This window comes from Alteromonas sp. ASW11-130, assembly GCF_026183735.1.
In the GTDB taxonomy this organism is placed as follows: domain Bacteria; phylum Pseudomonadota; class Gammaproteobacteria; order Enterobacterales; family Alteromonadaceae; genus Alteromonas.
The window spans coordinates 39,335-61,287 of record NZ_JAPFRE010000038.1 but is presented as its reverse complement, the minus strand read 5'-3'; the positions used below and the strand labels follow the sequence as shown (position 1 = coordinate 61,287).

Here is a 21,953-nt window from a genome sequence, read left to right as displayed (position 1 = left end):
TGTGAAATATAAATAGCGCAAAAAAAATAACTGAAATGTATTAAAAACGGTTACCAACTTAACGTTTTCTCTTTTAAAAGGTTTGCACTTTTTTGCTTACAATTCCAAACCTTTTTAAAAAAGAAAAGATAGGTGAAATGGGTTTGGGGATAATTTTATAGCTGTTCAAAAACGGTATGTGTGCACTGTTTTGGGGTCACGCATGGTTTCATACAGATTGTTTACCAGACCACAACAGAACATCGATCAACATGTAAACGAGAGGTGATTTGCGTAAGAACAAAGCGTTACGATGATAACGGGTCTGTGGTACGTATTATAGCTCGTTTTATCTTTACACGCCTAGCGGCTTGAAACCGTATAATTTCATTTCAAAAATCAGCGACAGCTATGCGATAGTAACGTGTAAGTAAATGGGGAGCGTTCTATACAGGTGAAGGCGCGTAGCTAACAGCTGTGAAGAGGGTTTGCTAAGTGCTTCGTTGATGCACGAACACAATTTGTTTCGTTCCGCGAAAGCTTATTAATGTCATTTATTTATTTTTAGGGTAATGAACGAGAGCAGTTTCCGAATTGCCCTCGTTCAGTACAAGCTTTACAGCTTTTTGCACAATGGTTTTACACTCTAATCATCCACCATCTGCTCATTTAACCATTCGTTGAGTGACTTCATATCGTGGGGTACAGCCATTTGTAACTCTTCCACCCAGTCATGCACGTTCTGCCACCAGGCCGGATGGTCGCCTTGCTGAATCTGGTTGGCAATGCGTTGTACGCGAGCCAAGCCGACAGAGCCAGCGGCGCCCTTAATTTTGTGCGCTTGCGCGCAAACCTCATCTTTTTCATCCGCACTTAAATTAGACTGCAATATGTCCATGTATTCAGGCATCTTGTCCTGAAATACTTTTACACTCGCGCGGATCATGTCCTCGCCGATGGTATCGACCAGCATTTGCAGTAAATCCATGTCGAGAATATTATTTAATGATTTCGCTGATTCGCGCTTGGACTCGTTACTATCACTGACTCTCAGTGTCATAGGGTCAGCGAATAAAGAATTGAATACTTCTATCACCCGACTTTTCTTTATTGGCTTTGCAATGATGTCATCCATACCATTTTGTAAATACTCTTCGCGCTTTTTGATTACATTCGCTGTGAGCGCAACGATCGGAGTTTGCATCACCAGATCTTCTTCATGAAGCGTACTGGCTACATCAAAGCCACTCATATCAGGTAGTTGGATATCCAGTAATATAAGGTCATATTGGCTTTTTCTGACCTTGTCGATTGCCTCGCCTCCGGTCATCGCAACATCTACCCGTTGACCTAATTTCTCCAGTAACGCTTTAGCTACCATTACGTTTAATTCAATATCTTCAACCAATAGAATGTTGAGGTCGGTCACTTGTAGCTTGGCTACTTGCATTGGCCGTTTCGAAATGTGTAACGGCAATTCGATTTCAAAACGTGTGCCTTTACCTACTTCGCTGGTCACTTTAATCTCTCCCTTCATCAGCTCAACCATTTGTTTACAAATAGCCAAACCAATTCCGGTACCTGTCGCAGATTGGTGATCAGGATGATCCACCTGGTAATACATAGCAAAAATTTTATCCAATTCCTCTTCGGGAATACCCACCCCTGTGTCTTCGATTACATAAGTCACTAGCGAAATATCGTTGACTGGTTTGGTGGCAGAAACCGTTAAATTTACCTGGCCTTTCTGGGTGAATTTCACAGCATTAAATAAAATGTTCCATAAGATTTGACGTAAACGTGTTCCATCTACCTCCACCAGTTGGGGCAACGGTTCATTAATCGTGGTGATCAGATTGAGCGACTTATCTGCCGCCAGTAATCGAATAATGCTACTAAGCTCTTCGGTAAAGTCCTTAAGTGACACTGTTTTGAGGCTTAACTCCAACTTGTCTCGATCCAACTTATCCAAATCTATGATGTCATTGAAGATATTACCTAAGGTAATAGCGCTGGCATAAATGGTACTAACCCAACTAAATTGTTCTTCATTTAAGTCGGTATCTCGTAACATCCGGCTTAGGCCGACAATCCCATTTAAAGGAGTACGTAACTCATGACTAATAGTGGCGATAAATCGCGTCTTATCCGTACTCGCTTTAGCAGCGGCATTTTCGGCAATTTTGCGTTCTGTCATATCGCGACCAAATGCCAACAACCCTAAACGTTTTCCATCGGCATCGAAAAAGGGAACTTTACGCATTTCAAAATAACGTCGTCGGCCGTCAGCAAAGCGTAGCCACAGTTCTTCGGTAATACTGGCATTGGTTTCTAAAACCTCGTGATCGCTTGTCACCACTTGACGGGCCAAGTCTTCCTCATAGACGTCATGGGGTGTCAGACCAAGCAACTCTTTTTCAGATTTGCCCGTCATCATTTCTGCCACACGATTACACCCCGCAAAACGCCCTTCTTCGTTACGGTAGTAAATCAAATCTGGCGAGGCATCAATGATTGAACGCAGTAAGGTGGACAAACGACGAGCCTGCTCTTCCTGTTCAGACTTATCTTGAATTTCCTTTTCTAAATCTTTAAACACTGCTTCACGCTCTTCTTGTGCTGAGCGCCGTTGTTCAATTTCATAGTTTAGCTGGCGAATATTGTTTTGTAGCTCACGGTTAAGAAATACATCTTCTTCACGCAATTTTTCCAGCTGCGCGACCACCTCTTTCAGATTGGTACGAGAGCTTTCCAATTGCTTAACCAGCTCACTAAAGAAAAACAAAACCCAAGGCGCGGAAAGCATGGTTAGAATCACCGCGCTGATAAAATCATCGGGGTCTACTTCGCTGCCTAGACCCACTCGGATCATATATGAGCCACCCAGAGTGACAACCAGCGTCAGTAAGACAAAAACAAAACTAAGTTTCAGCGTACCAAAGCGCTGCACAAACTGAGCAAAGCGAATTGCCCACGAATCTTTTGGTGAATCTTGATGCATCTAAAATCTATTAAGAAAACTCAGGTGGGCCTATCCTAGCAGGTGTTGAACGATTTCGTCTAAGATTGAAAGCATTTATCGAAATTAGAAACTTTCGAAGTATCCATCAAACGACCTGATGTTAAATTATTGTGAATAATTTATACATAATTATTCATAACTCACAAAGCAACAAGCTGGCGAAATTTAGGATATCCATCCTATTTAGAGGCTAAGCAACAACTGTCGGCCTGCAAAGTAAATTGAATTAACTACTTGATAAAAATATAATTATATAAAAATCAAGAAAAATCCACTGCTGCTATCCGTGTTATGGATTGATTTTATTTCCTAAAATAGCTATGTTGTACGGCCGCTGACAAAAAATGAATAATAATGCGGACAGGCGATTCATCCCTAACGATGACAACGACAAACGGCAGCAAGCGTGAGGAAGTAGTGTGTTGTTTTGATAGTGTCAGGACTATCAATAATAAAGAACCGCTTTTCACTTGGAACTACGCATAATAAAAACTGATTGCCGCCACCTTGCACCTCGTACTTTTTAACGATTCTGTGCAGCGTTGTACCCTACCCATGCATGGTTTAAGGAGCAGATAATGAGTTTATATAATCCCAACGACTCACGGGACAATTGTGGTTTCGGGTTAATCGCCCATATTAATGGCGAAGCCAGCCATGAACTGGTAACCACCGCAATTCACGGGCTTGATAGGATGCAACACCGTGGGGGCATCGCTGCTGACGGTAAAACTGGCGATGGTTGTGGCTTATTGTTACAAAAGCCGGATGCTTTTTTTCAGTCTATCGCGCAAGAAAATGGCTGGAAATTGAGTAAAAAATATGGCGTGGGGATGATTTTCCTTAGCCAGAATGCTGAAAAAGCGCAAGTAGCCCGAACCATCCTTAATGAAGAGTTGGAGAAAGAAACTCTTAGCGTTGTAGGGTGGCGAAAAGTGCCCGTTAATCACGATGTTTTAGGCGAATTAGCATTAACAGGCGTGCCGCAGATAGAGCAAGTATTTGTAAATGCTCCTCCAGGCTGGCGCAAGAAAGATTTGGAGCGGCGACTTTTCATGATCAGAAGGCGAGCCGAAAAACGGCTTGAAGCTGACGAAGATTTTTATGTCGCGTGTCTATCTGGTCTGGTGACAGTATACAAAGGCCTGATCATGCCTAAAGACCTGCCTGCATTCTATTCGGACTTAGCTGACGAACGCATGCAAAGCGCAATTTGTATTTTCCATCAACGTTTCTCCACCAACACGCTACCCCGCTGGCCTTTAGCCCAGCCGTTCAGATTTCTTGCCCACAACGGTGAAATCAACACCATCAAAGGCAATCGAGATTGGGCCAAGGCCCGTACAGGAAAATTTGCAACGCCATTGATTCCCGACTTAAAAGACGCCGCTCCGTTTGTAAACACGCACGGCTCTGATTCATCGTCACTGGATAATATGTTGGAGTTATTCCTGGCCGGTGGAATGGATTTATTCCGCGCGATGCGTTTATTGGTCCCCCCTGCGTACCAGAATAACCAAATCATGGACGCTGATTTACGCGCCTTTTATGAATTTAACTCCATGCATATGGAACCATGGGACGGGCCTGCGGGCATCGTCTTAACAAATGGTCGCCACGTTGCCTGTAATCTCGATCGTAATGGCTTGCGTCCTGCTCGCTATGTGGTTACCGATAATGGGTTTATTACGTTAGCCTCTGAGATAGGTATTTGGGATTACTCGCAACAGAATGTAGTCGAGAAAGGCCGTGTTGGCCCAGGCGAAATGTTGGCGGTAGATACTTACACGGGCAAAATCTGGCGATCTAATGAAATAGATGATGATTTAAAAGACCGCCACCCCTACGCAGAATGGTTGCAACAACATATCCGCCACCTAACACCTATTGAACAAATGGATGCCTCGGCAATTGGGCAACGTGTATTTAATGACGAGACGATGGCGGTATACCACAAACTATTTAACTATAGCTACGAAGAGATACAGCAAATTATCAAAGTATTGGCTAAGGACGGCCAGGAAGCTGTTGGTTCGATGGGTGATGACACGCCTATGGCTGTGTTGTCATCAAAACACCGCACGTTGTTTGATTATTTCCGCCAGCAGTTTGCTCAGGTGACCAACCCCCCCATTGATCCATTACGTGAAAACCATGTGATGTCTTTGGCTACCTGCATTGGACGTGAGCAGAATGTCTTCAACGAAACCTCAGGTTACGCCGACAGAGTGCTGTTTAATTCGCCTGTATTGATGTACACGGATTTAAAACAATTAAGAGAATTCAATCCTGAAAATTACTACTCGGAAAGGATCGATTTACAATTTACCGCGCAAGAAGGATTGAAAAAAGCTGTTGAGCGCGTCTGTGACGAAGTTGAATATTTGGTCAAGAAAAAGCGTGCGGCGTTCGTGGTATTGTCTGACCGTCACATTAAGAAAAATACGCTGCCTATCCCTCCCGCAATGGCGGTTGGCGCGGTTCAGCGCCGTTTGGTAGAGAAAGCGCTACGGTGTGATGCCAATATCGTAGTAGAAACGGCCGCTGCTCGCGATCCTCACCATTTTGCGGTGCTGATTGGTTTGGGTGCCACTGCTATTTATCCCTTCCTTGCTTATGAAACCATTGAGCAGTTATGTGAAAAAGGCGAATTAGATATACCTGTCATGCAGGCCACGCTGAATTATCGTCAGGGTATCAACAAAGGTCTCTACAAGATCATGTCGAAGATGGGTATCAGCACTGTCGCCAGTTATCGTAGTGCGAAATTGTTCGAAGCAGTTGGCATTAACCATGATGTAATGGATGTATGCTTTTCAGGTATCCCTTCGCGAATTCAGGGCGCGGGATTTGAAGATTTTGAACAGGATCAAGTCAACCTTGCTCGAATTGCCTGGCTAAAACGCAAAACCATTTCACATGGGGGACTGTTAAAGTACGTTCATGACGGTGAATATCACGCTTACAATCCAGATGTTGTAACCTCGTTACAAAAAGCAGTCGTAAGCGGTAACTATGATGATTACAAGGTATTCTCACAGCTGGTCAATGAACGCCCTCCTGCACATCTTAGGGATTTGCTGGAAATAGGTTCCGCCAATGACCCTATCGACATCAGTGAGGTCGAACCCGCTGAAAACCTATTCCCTCGCTTTGATACCGCGGCCATGTCGATTGGCGCGTTAAGCCCCGAAGCCCACGAGGCATTGGCTATTGCGATGAATCGGTTGGGCGGGCAGTCAAACTCGGGTGAAGGTGGCGAACACCCCTCACGCTTTGGTACCGAGAAGAACTCCAAAATTAAGCAGGTTGCATCTGGGCGTTTTGGTGTAACACCACATTATTTAATTAATGCAAATGTTATTCAGATTAAAGTGGCACAAGGCGCGAAGCCAGGTGAAGGTGGACAACTTCCCGGTGATAAAGTTAATAAGTATATCGCGCAGCTTCGTTTTTCTGTGCCCGGTGTAACATTAATCTCCCCCCCTCCTCACCATGACATCTATTCCATTGAAGATTTGGCGCAGCTGATTTTTGACTTAAAGCAGGTGAACCCCACCGCGTTAATTTCGGTAAAGTTAGTCTCAGAACCAGGTGTAGGAACTATCGCTACAGGTGTAGCTAAAGCTTATGCTGACCTTATTACAATCTCTGGGTACGACGGCGGTACCGGCGCAAGCCCCCTTACATCGGTCAAATATGCGGGCAGCCCTTTTGAACTGGGCCTCGCTGAGTCACAACAAGCGCTTATAGAAAACGGCCTTCGCCACAAAGTACGGGTGCAAACTGATGGCGGGCTCAAAACCGGATTAGATGTAATCAAGGCCGCTATGTTAGGCGCAGAAAGTTTTGGGTTTGGCACAGGGCCCATGGTGGCATTAGGCTGCAAATATCTGCGTATTTGCCATCTAAATAATTGTGCAACTGGCGTAGCGACACAAGATCAGAAGCTTCGCGATGAATATTTTATTGGCTTACCCGAAATGGTAATGAACTACTTCAAATTTGTCGCCCAAGAAGTAAGAGAAATAATGGCTGAGTTAGGCATTCGTCGTTTTGATGAATTGGTGGGCCGAACAGAGTTGCTCAAGAGTAAACAAGGCATTACCGCTAAGCAAAATAAACTCGATTTGGCGCCGTTACTTGTTACCCCTAAAGCGGGCGAACATACGCGTTTTTTCTCAGCTCAAACGACTAACCAACCTATGGATAAGGGAGAGTTAAACGCCAAGCTAATTGACGATGCGCGTAATGCGGTTGAAACCTCATCAGGCATGCAACTAACCTATCCTATTCGCAATACCGATCGTTCTGTAGGTGCCATGCTTTCGGGGTTTATAGCGCGCCACCACGGTAATGTTGGTATGGAAGATGCCCCCGTCTGTGTGCAATTTACGGGTACCGCTGGGCAAAGTTTCGGCGTATGGAATGCTGGCGGTCTCCATATGCGCCTCGAGGGTGATGCCAATGATTACGTAGGTAAAGGTATGACGGGCGGTAAACTGGTTATCTGCCCCCCCGCCAACGTCAAGTTCGACCCACATAACAGTGCAATAATGGGTAATACCTGTTTGTACGGGGCGACAGGGGGGAAACTTTTTGCAGCGGGTCGCGCTGGCGAACGCTTCGGGGTGCGCAACTCAGGGGCTATAGCGGTAGTCGAAGGTATGGGTGATAACGGCTGTGAATACATGACAGGTGGTATCGTCGCTGTACTTGGCAGTATAGGGGTGAACTTTGGTGCTGGCATGACCGGCGGCTTTGCCTATATATATGATGATAATGATGATTTAGATAATCGAGTCAATTATGCGCTTGTAGAAGTGTTATCAATTGAAGACAAAGTTATTTTGGCAGAACATCTGCGCGGTTTGATTAATCAACATTACGAAGAAACCGGTAGTGAATTTGCGTTATCTCTGCTTACCCATTTTGCGCAATCATTGAAAAAATTTAAGCTGGTAAAACCGAAAACCAGTGACGTGAAAAACCTGCTAGGCCACATTAGTCGCTCTAGTGCAGAACTAAGAGTTGAGGCGCAGTAACAGGAGGACTTATGGCTAAAAATGTTTATCAATTTGTGGACGTAGAACGAATCGATCCACCTAAAAAGCCAATTACGATTAGAAAGTCAGAATTTGGGGAGATCTATCAACCGCTTAGCCAGTCTCAAACTGAAGGTCAGGCGGACCGTTGCCTGGATTGTGGTAACCCTTATTGTGAATGGAAGTGTCCGGTGCACAATTATATTCCCCAATGGTTGCACCTGGCCAATGAGGGCCGAATTCTAGAAGCAGCAGAGCTGTCCCACAAAACGAATAGTCTTCCTGAGGTATGCGGCCGGGTTTGTCCCCAAGATAGGCTTTGCGAAGGTGCGTGCACCCTCAATGACGATTTTGGTGCCGTAACCATCGGAAGTATTGAAAAATATATTACCGATACCGCATTTAAAATGGGTTGGCGGCCTGATATGTCAGCCGTGGAATGGACCGATAAAAAGGTTGCGATTGTGGGGGCGGGTCCCGCTGGCCTGGCCTGCGCCGACATTTTGGTGCGTAATGGTGTTAAACCTGTTGTGTTTGACCGCTATGAAGAAATCGGCGGTCTACTTACGTTTGGTATCCCATCGTTCAAGCTTGAAAAAGAGGTAATCCAACTCCGTCGCGAAATATTCACGGAGATGGGAGTGGAATTTAGACTCAATACAGAAATTGGAAAAGATGTCCCCTTCCAAACTTTGATAGACCAATACGATGCCGTATTTCTGGGAATGGGAACCTATACTTCCATGCAGGGTGGATTTGCAAATGAAAATGCCAAAGGTGTGGTTGATGCCTTGCCCTTTTTAATCGCGAATACTAATCGCGTAATGGGTTTGGAAAAAGATTCGGCAGACTTCATTGATATGAAAGACAAAAACGTCGTTGTGCTAGGCGGCGGTGATACGACCATGGATTGTGTTCGCACCTCGATTCGACAAGGAGCAAAACGTGTTATCTGTGCTTATCGTCGTGATGAGGAGAGTATGCCGGGCTCCCGAAGAGAAGTGGTTAATGCGAAAGAAGAAGGGGTCGAATTTATGTTTAACCTGCAACCACTTGATATTGACACTAACGAACAAGGCGAAACGATAGGCGTCAGGCTAGTAAAAACAACTATGGGCCCCCCGGATGTGCAGGGTCGGCGCCGTCCTATCGAAGTAGCAAATTCGGAACATGTACTTAAAGCTGACGCAGTTATCATCGCCTTCGGCTTTCAGCCAAGTCCAGCAGGCTGGTTCGGAGATTACGGGATTATTCTAGATGAAAAGGGGCGCGTACGAGCACCTGCAAACGGAAAGTTTGCCTATCAAACCTCCAACCCGCAAATATTTGCGGGTGGCGACATGGTCAGAGGAAGTGACCTTGTAGTTACCGCTATTGACGAAGGGCGCAAAGCGGCAGACGGTATTTTAGAGTACCTGAACGTTTAGAATACCCACCCCTTGGTTTACATACCTAAAGGGGCGCTTCCTCAATTGCGCCTCTTCTCGCCAGGCATTATAGTAAAGAGAACAGTAGTATGTAGGTCTGCCAATATGAGTAAATTCTTTCGCCACAGCGTGGTAGCACTTGGTATAGTGTTTTCCCAAGCCGGTTATGCTGCCGACGATAGCGCTACGCAACCAGAAATACAAACCTGTCCCAGCTCATTTTTTTCAATTCACTTGCCGGCAAGTGCGAAACAATGTCAGCTGTTTGACGGAGATACTCCTGCGTCAATGATATTTTTCTCACCTGAGAATAAAGATGCATTGATAAAACATTTCCAATCCACCGTTCCCTCATTGAAAATTACCTCGACTTTCAATGGCTATACATTGTTGACCGGTGAACACGATACCCTACGCATTATTGTATCAACTGATGGCAAAGGCTCTCAGGTAGACGTTTTAGTCATTCCAAACAGTGAACTAGCAAAAAACCTTTAGCGTTTACTGCTTCCCAGGTCACTTATTGCGTTCCTATTCAACTATACAAGACCACATAAATACATAAGTAGCATTCAATAACGCGTGGTTGTGGGTACCAAATCGCAATAGCGTTTACTTACATGGGGGAAATTTTTCGCTTTGTGACTAACCGATTTGGAAAATTCCTTAAGACTGATTAAACCCCAGTGGGAACCATGTGAACGCAGTAAAAGCGTCGCTCGAACCGGAAAATAGGAATGCCTGGGCGCTATATTGCCTTGATCTGAAAGACTATGGCATTGTTTTTACCAATCATTCTTTCTATAACCCCCAAATATCGCGAACTGATATGACATAAATATTCATTAATAAAGTTAACGTGTTTGCTTGTAACAGCCCATATCCTCTAGTATAACGGGCTATCTTTGATAAAAGACGGCCCTTAACATCACGTTCGTCGGTGCTTTTCATACAGTAAAAGTGAATAAGCGAACAATTGTTGAGGGGACCGAAAACCAAATCACAACAATAATATTTCTACGGAACATGATGTAAACAATGAAAAATTCTAACGACACTAGCTTCTTTGGGCACCCTGGGGGGCTCCAAACGTTATTCTTTACCGAGATGTGGGAACGAATGAGTTACTACGGCATGCGTGCTCTTCTCGTGCTTTTCATGACGGCCAGTTTGCAAGAAGAAGGGCTGGCATTTACCGTGGCCACGGCTACTGCAATCTACGGATTATATACCGGGGCGGTATATTTTATGGGTTTACCTGGCGGCTGGATTGCTGACAGATTAATCGGTGGACAAAAAGCGGTATGGTATGGCGGCATCATTATAATGACCGGTCATATTGTTTTAGCAATTCCTTCTGAAAGCTCCTTTTTTATCGGCCTTATTTTAGTTGTACTTGGTACCGGTTTACTTAAACCCAATATTGGCGCCATCGTCGGACAGTTATACTCAGAAAGCGATACCCGCAGAGATAGTGGCTATACCATTTATTACATGGGTATCAATATCGGCTCCGTAATTGGTTATCTCGTGTGTGGCTGGTTACAGGTTAACCAAGGTTACCATTGGGCATTTGGTGCCGCAGCAGTCGGTATGGCTATTGGTTTAATTCAATACAAAATGACTCAGCACAAGCTTGAGGGAGAATCCAGTGAACCCACTGTTTCGATTTCTCCAACCGCCAGAAAATTAAGCTGGGCTGGTATCATTATTTTTCTCGCTGCATTGGCAATTACCACCTATCTTGTTTTTCAAGGTATGGTCACAATCAATCCTGTCACACTTGCTGAACAAGTAGCGGTTGTATTTACTGTAACGTTTCTGCTTTACTTTGGTGGTATTTTCTTTTTTGGCGAACTTAATTACGTCGAAAAAAGACGGATGGGAGCACTGTTTTTAATTTGTGTGGCCTCAGCTTGCTTCTGGGCTGGTTTCGAACAGGCTGGCTCCTCGTTAAACTTATTCGGTCGAGATTATACAGACAGAATGCTGGGCGACTTTGAAATTCCAGCGCCTTGGTTCCAGTCGGCGAATTCTTTTTTCATTATTCTACTTTCGCCTTTCTTTGCTGCGCTATGGATCAACTTAGGCAAACGTATGATCGACCCATCATACGGTGCTAAATGTGCAATCGGCTTAATCATTATGGCAACGGGTTTCATTGTCATGTTCTTTGCGGCCCAGTTAGCCGCCAGCGGTTTAAAGGTAGCTCCTTACTGGTTGGTAATGACCTATTTCTTGCACACCGTTGGTGAACTATGTTTAAGTCCAGTCGCGCTAAGTGCAGTCAGTAAACTTTCGCCCAAGCGATTTGCTGGTCAGATGATGGGTGTATTTGTTTTAACCTATTCAATTGGTAACGTGATTGCAGGTTTGTTAGCAGGTAACTTCAACCCAGAACGATTGGACCAAATGCCCAACCTATTTATTCAAATAAGTTTATTTAGCATTGCCATTGGTATCGTCGTACTGCTGCTAACACTAAAAACGCGGAAGTGGGAAAAGCTAGCTCAAAAAGATCATCTGGCAGAACCGCATCCTGTTGCTCAACAAGGCTAAGTTCTTTCGATCCAATTAGTTAGCTAAATCATATAAACCGCTGAGCATGAAGATGTCTCAGCGGTTTTTTTTAAGAGATATACATGGCATTTTACTTTACGACAAAGCATATCCCCGCCCTTCAAGGGTTGTCGCTATCAGAGCGTATGGCGAGACTCGAAGTAGCGGCAAAATCATTAACTGTTCCCGAAAAAACGCTGTTAAATGTTCTGAAATTGCTGGTCATCTGTCCGGCTTTTGCGTTGGTTTTGAGAACAGCACAGGATTGGACATCCTTGCTATGGGCAGCGGCAATTATTTTACTTTATCCTCTGTTGGTAAAGCCTATACAATATTCGTTAAGTGCAAAATACTTAATCACTAACCCCAGCACAAAGGAGTCACAATGAAGTCTGTACTAGTCACGGGGGGAGCAGGATATATTGGTAGCCATACTACCCTTCAATTATTAGAGCAGGACTACCCCGTTATTGTTTTAGATAATCTAGCCAATTCAAGTATAGAATCCCTGCGGCGGGTAGAGGAAATCACTGGTAAGTCACTGAAGTTTATTGAAGGCGACATCCGCGATGAAAAAAAATTGGAATCAGTTTTTGCTCAAAATGATATTGGTTCGGTTATTCATTTCGCTGGGTTGAAAGCCGTAGGTGAATCCGTAGAAAAGCCCATGCAGTACTATGAAAATAATGTCTATGGCACCCTTACGCTATGTAAAGCGATGCAGCGACATAACGTTAAGAACATGGTATTCAGTTCTTCTGCTACCGTCTACGGTGATCCTGTGTCACTGCCGTTAAGAGAGAATATGTCTACTGGTCACCCTACCAATCCTTATGGCATGTCCAAGCTAATGGTTGAGCACATCCTAACCGACCTGTACCACTCTGACAACGCGTGGAACATAGTCCTACTGCGCTATTTTAATCCAGTTGGTGCGCATCCCTCTGGACGTATCGGCGAAGATCCAAACGGTATTCCGAATAACCTGATGCCTTATATTTCACAGGTAGCCACGGGTAAATTAGAACAACTCAGTGTGTTCGGGGACGATTACGACACCAAAGATGGCACTGGTGTAAGAGACTACATCCACGTTGAAGATCTCGCGAATGGCCATTTAAAGGCTCTGGATCGTTTGGCTTTAAATATGGGATTAGATATTTACAACCTAGGCACAGGGCAAGGCTATTCAGTACTCGAAATGATTAAAGCCTTTGAAAAAGCGTCAGGAAAACAGATCCCTTATACCATAGCACCAAGAAGAAACGGTGATGTGGCCTCTTGTTACGCTGATCCAACTCTTGCCGCCAAAGAGCTTAATTGGCACGCTGAAAAAGATCTTGAAGCGATGTGTCAGGATATTTGGCGTTGGCAGTCTGACAACCCAAATGGATTTCAAAAATAAACCAGTTGGTTGATGGGCCCCTTGCTATTATTAGCGGGCTCGCGCTTTTTTTTTACCTACCAAATACTAATGCGTAATAAAATGTCCCGCCTTATCGAGCGGACTTTTAAGAGACTTTAAGAAGCCCATAACGGGAAGTTGATGCGGCTGATTGCGCGAAGTTAGGGTAATTTAAGATACAAAAGTCGCCCGAAGGAAAAAAAACCGATGCCAGTTAAGCATCGGTTTTGTCGAACGGTGGGCTGGCTAGCCGCCAACGCTAGCGTTTTGCTATTGCTGACTACTCAATTGACACAGGTGGAGCGTCAGATTTGGTTAATGTGGCCAATGAGTTCGTTTCAATATCAGGCTCTAATGGAGAACGATTTAACCAGTTAAAATAACGTTTATTGGTTACCATAATCTCATTGCCTTCCTCAGCAATTTTACGCCAGGTACGCACTTCATAAATTTTGCACCCTGTAGCCGGATCTTCAGCACGACAAGAAGGGTCTGTCGCTAAATTATCCAAGGTGAAGGTCGAAAATTTAAGTGAGCCATCGCTTTCAATATTCCAGGTGCCATACAAATGCGTGACTTCGGTAGACTTATTATTAGTCTCGACTAATTTTCCATCTTCGTTCCCATCTGTTGTGTAATAAACGTCAGCGTGGCCATTCTCCTTTAATTCAACAAAAAACGAATCTAACGGGCGACTACTAACCGCTCTAAAGTTACCGATATAATACCCCGGCGCATTTTCTGTCGTCCACGCACTTTCTGTGGCATTTAACACTGCGGCACCAGTTGCAATTGAGATTGGTTCTGATGCGCCTGCTTTCTTAACAGTCGCACTGGTCACTTGATGGGTCTTTCTTTGACTAACAACGTTATAAGTGATCGTATCTTCTGGAGAGTAGAAGTTCACATCGTTATCGTAGTAACTTAACCCTGAGATCGATAACGTATCGCCGTTTTTGCTCCAAGTAATATCCGCGCCGGTAAATATTGCGCTTCCGCTGCCATCTGCGTTCAGTTTAATCTCTTCATATTGAGTCGCCTTCCCGTACGCATTGGTATTTTCAAGAATATACTGCGAACTGAATTTTTCTCTGGGCAAGGGTACGTAAACGGTCTCACTTAACTTAGGCATAGTGGTTGTTTCTAAAGAGGCATTCAACAGGTTTACCTCAGAGCCTGTAACTGTAGGGGCACTTTCCCCAACGATTTGTTCACTTTCGGTGAAAGCAATAAAGTGAGCTCTACCTTCTACTGGTTGGTCAATTAAAATTAACTGCATTTTTGAAAGACCACTTAAGGTTTTCGTACCGGTATCGGCATCTGTGGTTACCAAGTGGCCCTCGTCATCAAACGCTATGTTGATAGCTGCGTTATTGACACCTTGCACTGGTGCAACTCCCCACTCAAGATTGTACTTATCAATTTTGCCTGTGCCATCGTCATTTAATATCAGACTATGGGTTAGGCCATTCATAGGAAATAACGAAAAGTTAAGGCCATCTTTAGGGTTAAAGTACAGCGTGAGAGGTACTGTAAGGCTTCCTAACGTGTTGTAGTATGCGCTGTTGAAAAACAACTCTGACTTGGCTGTTTTAAACTCTTCTGTATAAAACACATTTTCCAAATAAGTGGTAACCGCGTCTGAAGATTCGACTAACTCAAGGGTATTGTCGATATTCGCGGGCAGCGCTAATGTACCAGAAGTATCGCCATCGGCAACAGCAACCAGCACCGCAGACGCCCAGTTTTGCAAAGCGATGGTACCTAAAGAAGACATGCCTGTTTCTACAGCTGACATAGAGTGCACACTCGTTGCCCCGTTGTGCTGTTTTATCAGACCATACTTTGCAGTAGTTATGCTGGATAGGTTAACAGAAAAATTCTCATCACTAGTTAAAGTCTCATCACCTTCTTTGTTACCTTGGGCCTGCTCTATCAGGTCATTAACCTTACCCACAAGGGAAAGCATAGCCACGTGGGAACTGGCACCTTCACCCGAGCCCTTTATACTTAAATATCGTTCGCGCTCCGCCCCTTCTACTGTAATTGACGCCAAATACGTTGTTGAACTAAGCATTTCAACGTCAGCAGGGAATTCTTCACCGTTAAGTAGTACAGTGATTTCGGCAATATCAGCGCTGTCCAGCACTTTTCCTTGCAGACTAAGCGTAGCTTCGCTGGTTGGAGGGGGTGGCGTTCCCTTCGCGTAAACAATAACCGTCACATTACCCGAGGCTTTAGCACCGTCGTCATCAGTAACTGTAAGCTTTAGCGTCACCTCTTCGGTGTTATTTACATCGGGCGTTGTAAAAGTTACAGAGTCAGTATCTTCACCTGACAACGCAATAGTATGTGAACTGGTAACTTCCCAAAGGTATGCGTCAATTTGGCCATCGCTATCATTGGCAGTAGCTGTAATAGTAATTTCAGAGTTTCCAGCCACGATAAACTCAGATTCGACCGAGACGGTTGGGGCCACATTGGCTGGAGGGTTTCCACCGCCGCCGCCGCCATTGCCTCCTCCGGCTCCACCGCCGTCGCCACCGCCACCACCGCCGCACGCGGTCAAGAAGGATGACACCATAAGAATTGTAATGAGTTTGGCGTACTTCATGATATGTCCTTGCAACTTTAAGTATTATAATGACGCTGACATATCCCAAAAGCGGGTAAATCCAGCGTGTCAATAGGTCCATTAATCGGAGAACGTTCTGAGTTCACTTCTCGATTTCTATATCAAAATGGAAGACCTTTCTATCTATAAACACAGATATAGGTATATTTTTTTATATCAGTTAAATATTAAATTTATTTAACAATAAGAGGACCTGACTAAATTAAGCTATTTTTGTGCCAAGCGGTCGAAATTCATTTCGGCCGCTGACCTAGAATCTTTTTTAGACGGGTAATTAGAAAGTTACAATTATTAAATTTATTTCAGAATTAGAGCTCTGCGTCAATTTCATAATCTTCCAACAAAGATTCAAACTCTTCAAAGTCTTCCAAGTCCTCTTCGTCGAGATTATTTTCACCGCTTTTGCCGTCGGTGACCTTAAATTGCAAATTTTCGAAGTACGCATTTTTCACAAAGGCATAATCATCAACCGCCTGCCTTAATTGCTCTTCCTGTGGAATAAGAGACGCTCTCGCTTCAATCGCTTTTATTAAGAACCGAGCTATTGCCAGATTAGTATCCAAAATCGTGAGCGGATAGTACATTCCATCAACAATTGTTCCCGTCAAACTTCTTACATCGCTAGGACCTCTTGCCGGTATCATCAGATAGGGCCCCGTATCCAGCCCCCAGACACCAAGTACTTCACCAAAGTTTTCTTCCTGTCGCTTAACACCCATTTTTTCAGCGACATCAATGGTACCCAACAATCCCACTGTAGAATTAAGGATGAAACGTAATAAGCTATCCATTCCCGGGGCGAATTTCCCCTGAAGCATGTTATTAAAAAAGTTTCCGGGCTCTTCTAAGTTTTCTGCGGCATTGGAAAGACCGGTTCTGGCAAATTGGGGCATTACTTCTACATAGCCAACCGTAACTGGCCTGAGAACATATGCGTCCAACACCTCCCAGTTAAATTCCCAAATTTCTCTATTCACCGATTCGAAGGGATCTTTTGGGTCTGTATATTCTTGTGCCGCTTCATTTCCTTCCGCATTTCTGTTTTCGTTAGGTGCTGTCGCGCAACCAGACACACCGGATATAACTAAAAAAAGTAATGCTAAAAAAGACTTACCTTGAGGATTCACTGCAATTCCTTGTCGATTATAATTGAATGATTAACTACTGAACCCTTGGCGACGTGGGTTGTTACTTGGCCTTCAAGTTCTCCCGCTTTAGGCATGACATCTTCGTCTGTCGAAATACGTGCGACCAACTTTACGTTCTGCAAATGGCTTAACGTATAATCAGGCATCATAGCATTATCGTTAGTGAGGGCCAGTTGTCGAGGGAAATTTTGTAACGGTACTTTAATAACGGCAGCGGGTATCCTGTTATTGGAATCCGCATCTTGTGCGAAAACAATTAAATAGCCGTCAGCGGGGAGTTTTTCTTTCATATTCGAAGCAATATCAACTGTAATTTCAAAGCCCGTGTTAGTAGTGCTTTGCGGTTGATTACCGTTCGTTCGGTTTTTCTCCAACTCTCCGATACGCATAGATAGTTCATTATATATGTTACTTTCTGGCGACAATTTCGCTTTGACCTTTTCAAAATAACGTTTTGCTACGGACAAATCGCCAAGTTGTGCTGAAGCGACGGATAGTAGTAAAGCAAAATTGTCATTCTCAGGAAATTTTTCAATTAGTTGAAATAATATTCGTTGTGCTTTGCGAAGACTTACCGTTTCACCTGTGGCTGTTAACATCTGCGCTAATGTTACGCTTACCATTACATTCTCAGGCGCTATGCGACTGGCCTTTTCGAGGGAATCAATCGCTTGTTGTTGTTGGCCCGCTGCCATCCACAATCGACCTAAATATACCCAACCCTGGACGTCTGTAGGATCGATGCGAAGCCTTTGTCTGATGGCTAGCGTTAATGATGTCACATCACGGGGGGTAAAATCGCTGGCTGAGCCATCAGCTAATTTCTCACTCAAGCTAGGCAAAGCATTGATAGCATCAGTAGCAACCTTAACCTGAGACAACTGGTTGGCTGAAAGGTAAACCATACCACCAATCACCAGCGCAACGCTTGCGCCAATGCTTAATACTCCAAAGCTAGAAGACGATGTAGGGGGGTGTTGCTTTGTTTCGTCCACCAATGCAATTTTCAGTTCTTTTACAGCCTGTTCTTTATCTTCCTCAGAGATTAGCCCCTGCTCTACTTCCCCTTCAATTTCCGCCAAACGCTGTTTTACAATTTTTGTATTGACCGATTCAGTGCCTTTCACAACACTCGATCTCCACCATGGCAAGCTGATGAAAAAAATTAATAAAGCCACCAGCAACACACTCACTAGTGTAAAAGTCAGCCAGCTCATAATTTATCCTGTTCCAATATACGTTCCGCTTGGGCTAATTTCTCAGTACTATCGTTGATGCTTCGTTGTTTCTTTTGAAAAAACACGACCAGCAGTGCGATAATTGCAAAAGCAGCGGGGAGTAACCATAACCAAATAGTGCCGATAGTAACGGGAGGTTGGTAGTAAATAAAATCGCCATAACGCGCTTTCATAAAGGAAATAACTTCTTCCTCCGATTTACCCTCCTGCAACAGGCGGAAAACTTTTCGCCGCATGTCTTGTGCAATCATCGCATCTGAATCAGCAATGTTCTGGTTTTGGCACATTGGGCAGCGAAGCTCAGCTGTTAGTTTCAGAAACAGCTCTCTTTGCGAAGGGTCATCAAATTCGTACCTGTCTTTCGCAGCATACGCTTCAATGCAAGGTAGCAAAGTAAAGAGAATAAAAATCGCCGTAAGAAACCTATTGCTCACTTCCAAACCTCCTGTTGGGCTCTTGGAGTAACGTGCGATAAACTGGCGCAATTTTATTCTTCCAGACTCTTTCATTAATATCGCCAATATGATGCATACGCACCGTTCCACTTTTATCAATTAAAAAGTGTTCGGGCGCGCCGGTCACGCCGAGATCTAACGCCGTTTCTCTGGCTATATCAAAAATATTAAATTCATAGGGATTTCCATATTTGCCTAACATGGTTTTTACTTCCTGCTGAATCTGTGGAAGCGATTTTTCACCAAAATCAGGATCAAGGTCTTGGTCATAATACAATCCCACAAAACGAACGTTTTCAGACTGCTTTAGATGGGTTAAATAAGGAAGTTCAACTGCACAGGTAATGCACCATACCCCCCACACATTTAAAATAGTGACCTGATTTTTAAAGACTTCTGGCGTGTAGGTCACGTTACCATCTAATAAATCTGGCAGTGAAAACTCGGGCACCGGCCTATTACGAATTTGAGAGTCCAATGATCGGGGATCGGTAAATAAACCTTTATACAAAAAAACAATAAGTAAACAAAACCCTATGAGAGGAAGCGAAAGTAACATTACTTTTTTCAAGAGCCTTCTCCTACTGCTGAGTGACGTAGCTTATTGACCAACCTCTTCGTTGCGGCAACTTTAGCCACTCTGTAACGTTTATCAGTAATTGATACAAAACCACCAATAGCCATAATGAAAGCTCCAGCCCATATCCAGGCAACGAAGGGCTTTATATAAATTCTTACCGCCCAGGCATCGCCTTCTAACGGCTCACCCAATGCGATAAACACGTCGCCCGCTAAACTAGAATGAATAGCGGCTTCGGTCATCGGCATTTGATTTTTAAAGTAATGACGCTTTTCAGGCGCAAGGTGCACGACTTTTTCATCGGACAAAAAGACATCAAACGATCCCGCTTGTGCTTCATAGTTAGGACCAGTTATTGTTTTTACATTATTAAAACGAAAACTATACTTACCTAGTTCTACCTTATCCCCAGGCAACATTCGTATGTCTTTTTCCATGTCATAGTTGGATACCAGCGTAATGCCAATCAAAGCAACTGCAAATCCCAAGTGACCCAGCACCATTCCCCAATGACTGCGGGGTAACTTTATCAGCCTCGTGATTAAGGAGTGTTTATCATCCATGGATGAAGTACGTTGGAGGACTTCCTGTACACTGGTAATAAAGATCCAAAACGATAATACCAAACCAAATGCGGCAAAGTATGAGGGCGAATTATAGGCAACAGCATTAATTAGTACGGCCGCGGTGATACTTAAACCGATAGCAAACAGCATTTGGTTTCGAAGCGCATTCACTGGCTGCCGCTTCCAACGACTGATCGGCCCTAAGCCCAAAAACGCTACAAAAGGAACTATTAGCAGGGTAAACATTTGATTGAAAAAAGGTGCGCCGACCGATATGGAACCTAAGCCCATTTCTTTATGTACTAACGGTAAAAGGGTTCCCAGAAACACGACTAACGTTGCAGCTAAAAGAAAAATGTTGTTGCCCATCAGCAGCGTTTCTTTGGAAAACCATTCATACCGTCCTTGACTACTTAGCTGCGTAGATCGCAAAGCAAAAAGTACTAACGCCAGGCCGGACAAAATAATTAAGATGGTTAGAATGAACAACCCTCTCGCTGGATCGCTGGCAAATGAATGGACTGAAACAATCACTCCCGAGCGGACTAAAAACGTTCCGAGTAAACTTAAAGAAAAAGCGGCAATGGCCAATAACACAGTCCAGGATTTGAATACTTTGCGCTTTTCAGTTACCGCTAACGAATGCATTAATGCAGTACCGACTAACCATGGCATAAATGAGGCATTCTCTACCGGGTCCCAGAACCACCAGCCGCCCCAGCCTAATTCGTAATAAGCCCACCAACTGCCTAACGCCATACCGACAGTAAGAAAACACCAGGCGGAAATGACCCACGGGCGCGCCCAACGGGCCCAGGTTGAGTCCAGCTGACCCGAAATGAGTGCCGATACAGCGAATGCAAAAGCGACAGCAAACCCAACATATCCCATATATAGCATCGGCGGATGAATTATCATGCCGAAATCCTGTAGCAATGGATTAAGATCTTCACCATCAACAGGAAAGAAAGGCAGTAAACTATCGAAAGGGTTAGATGTCAGCAATATAAACAGATAGAAGCCGATACTAACCCACCCCAACACTGCGAGCACTCTGGCCACCATGGCAGGTGGAATACCTTTACTAAAGATAGAAACGGCTAATGTCCACGAAGCAAGCATTAATACCCAAAGTAGGAATGACCCTTCATGACCGCCCCAGACAGCAGTATATTTGTAATATATTGGTAACGCTGCACTCGAGTGGTTTGCGACATATGCCACGCTAAAGTCATCTGTTACAAATGAATAGGTTAATGCGATGTATGATAAAAACGTAAACAGAAACATTGCCGAGGCCAATGGGCGCGCCGTAGCTATCAACGCATCATGCTGTTTAAATGTTCCCCATAAGGGATAAATCGCCAGTAAAATAGATGATACTAACGCCAGTACCAGTGCGAAGTTACCTAACTCTGGGATCACAGGCTACCAGCTCCCTGTCCAGGCTTAACATGCTTAATACCTTTCATCTTCTCAGCCAATTCAGGCGGCATGTATTCTTCGTCGTGTTTTGCCAACACTTCTTCTGCCTCAATGATCGTATTGTCGATAAGTACACCTGTAGCGACTATCCCCTGCCCTTCTCTGAAAAGATCGGGCAAAATGCCATTATATTTGACTGTCACTTTAGGACCGGTGTCAACCAGATCAAACGAGACCATCAGCGAAGTGGCATCCCTTACCACAGAGCCAGGTACAACCAATCCACCTATGCGGAGTCGTTGGCCTATCTGAGGAGGCTGACCCGATTTCCCTTCTATCACTTCAGACGGGGTGTAAAATAAATCAATGCTATCGGTCAAAGCGTACAGCATCAAACCTATAGCACCTGCAATTAAGCCGCCTACGGCAGCCACCACTATTAAACGAGATTTTCTTCTTGGATTCATCT

At 44.3% G+C, this 21,953-nt stretch carries 14 protein-coding genes; 6 read left to right on the top strand and 8 right to left on the bottom strand.

What is annotated here, in order from left to right; translation table 11 throughout:
* Positions 1-625 precede the first annotated feature (625 nt).
* Positions 626-2,980 carry an aerobic respiration two-component sensor histidine kinase ArcB gene (gene arcB / locus OPS28_RS13605; RefSeq protein ID WP_265610012.1) on the bottom strand — a complete coding sequence of 785 codons (2,355 nt, stop codon included), beginning with the start codon at positions 2,978-2,980 and terminating at the stop codon, positions 626-628.
* Between the two features lie 599 nt (positions 2,981-3,579).
* Here arcB and gltB point away from each other — a divergent pair.
* The 6 genes from gltB to galE all read left to right on the top strand — a co-directional run bounded on the left by gltB (position 3,580) and on the right by galE (position 13,437).
* A complete protein-coding gene (gene gltB, locus OPS28_RS13600) occupies positions 3,580-8,046 on the top strand; it encodes a glutamate synthase large subunit (RefSeq protein ID WP_265610011.1) in 4,467 nt (1,488 codons plus the stop codon).
* Positions 8,047-8,057: 11 nt separating this feature from the next.
* Entirely contained in the window at positions 8,058-9,473 is a 1,416-nt protein-coding gene (locus tag OPS28_RS13595) for an FAD-dependent oxidoreductase (protein WP_265610010.1), read from the top strand.
* Positions 9,474-9,578: 105 nt separating this feature from the next.
* A complete protein-coding gene (locus tag OPS28_RS13590; protein WP_265610009.1) occupies positions 9,579-9,971 on the top strand; it encodes a hypothetical protein in 393 nt (130 codons plus the stop codon).
* A gap of 540 nt (positions 9,972-10,511) precedes the next feature.
* Entirely contained in the window at positions 10,512-12,032 is a 1,521-nt protein-coding gene (locus OPS28_RS13585; protein ID WP_265610008.1) for a peptide MFS transporter, read from the top strand.
* An 83-nt stretch (positions 12,033-12,115) separates the two neighbouring features.
* Positions 12,116-12,421, top strand: a complete 306-nt coding sequence (locus tag OPS28_RS13580) for a DUF6170 family protein (protein ID WP_265610007.1) — start codon at positions 12,116-12,118, stop codon at positions 12,419-12,421.
* Positions 12,418-13,437 carry a UDP-glucose 4-epimerase GalE gene (gene galE, locus OPS28_RS13575; RefSeq protein ID WP_265610006.1) on the top strand — a complete coding sequence of 340 codons (1,020 nt, stop codon included), beginning with the start codon at positions 12,418-12,420 and terminating at the stop codon, positions 13,435-13,437. Before OPS28_RS13580 ends, galE begins: the two co-directional genes overlap by 4 nt.
* A gap of 280 nt (positions 13,438-13,717) precedes the next feature.
* Here galE and OPS28_RS13570 read toward each other — a convergent pair whose 3' ends face one another.
* The 7 genes from OPS28_RS13570 to ccmE form a co-directional block, all read right to left on the bottom strand.
* The gene (locus tag OPS28_RS13570) at positions 13,718-16,051 is read right to left on the bottom strand and encodes a PKD domain-containing protein (protein ID WP_265610005.1); all 2,334 of its coding nucleotides are present in this window, start codon (positions 16,049-16,051) and stop codon (positions 13,718-13,720) included.
* 329 nt (positions 16,052-16,380) lie between these two features.
* Complete coding sequence (locus OPS28_RS13565; protein ID WP_265610004.1) at positions 16,381-17,199, bottom strand: MlaA family lipoprotein; 819 nt, start codon at positions 17,197-17,199, stop codon at positions 16,381-16,383.
* A complete protein-coding gene (ccmI, locus tag OPS28_RS13560; RefSeq protein WP_265610003.1) occupies positions 17,196-18,437 on the bottom strand; it encodes a c-type cytochrome biogenesis protein CcmI in 1,242 nt (413 codons plus the stop codon). The genes OPS28_RS13565 and ccmI overlap by 4 nt, the downstream gene beginning before the upstream one ends.
* Complete coding sequence (locus tag OPS28_RS13555; protein WP_442863999.1) at positions 18,434-18,892, bottom strand: cytochrome c-type biogenesis protein; 459 nt, start codon at positions 18,890-18,892, stop codon at positions 18,434-18,436. Before OPS28_RS13555 ends, ccmI begins: the two co-directional genes overlap by 4 nt.
* Positions 18,882-19,484 (bottom strand): redoxin family protein, encoded by a 603-nt coding sequence (locus OPS28_RS13550; protein ID WP_265610002.1) that lies wholly within the window; start codon positions 19,482-19,484, stop codon positions 18,882-18,884. The genes OPS28_RS13555 and OPS28_RS13550 overlap by 11 nt, the downstream gene beginning before the upstream one ends.
* On the bottom strand, positions 19,481-21,484 hold the full coding sequence (locus OPS28_RS13545) for a heme lyase CcmF/NrfE family subunit (protein WP_265610001.1): 2,004 nt from the start codon (positions 21,482-21,484) through the stop codon (positions 19,481-19,483). The genes OPS28_RS13550 and OPS28_RS13545 overlap by 4 nt, the downstream gene beginning before the upstream one ends.
* Positions 21,481-21,951 (bottom strand): cytochrome c maturation protein CcmE, encoded by a 471-nt coding sequence (gene ccmE, locus OPS28_RS13540; RefSeq protein WP_265610000.1) that lies wholly within the window; start codon positions 21,949-21,951, stop codon positions 21,481-21,483. Before ccmE ends, OPS28_RS13545 begins: the two co-directional genes overlap by 4 nt.
* Positions 21,952-21,953 lie beyond the last annotated feature (2 nt).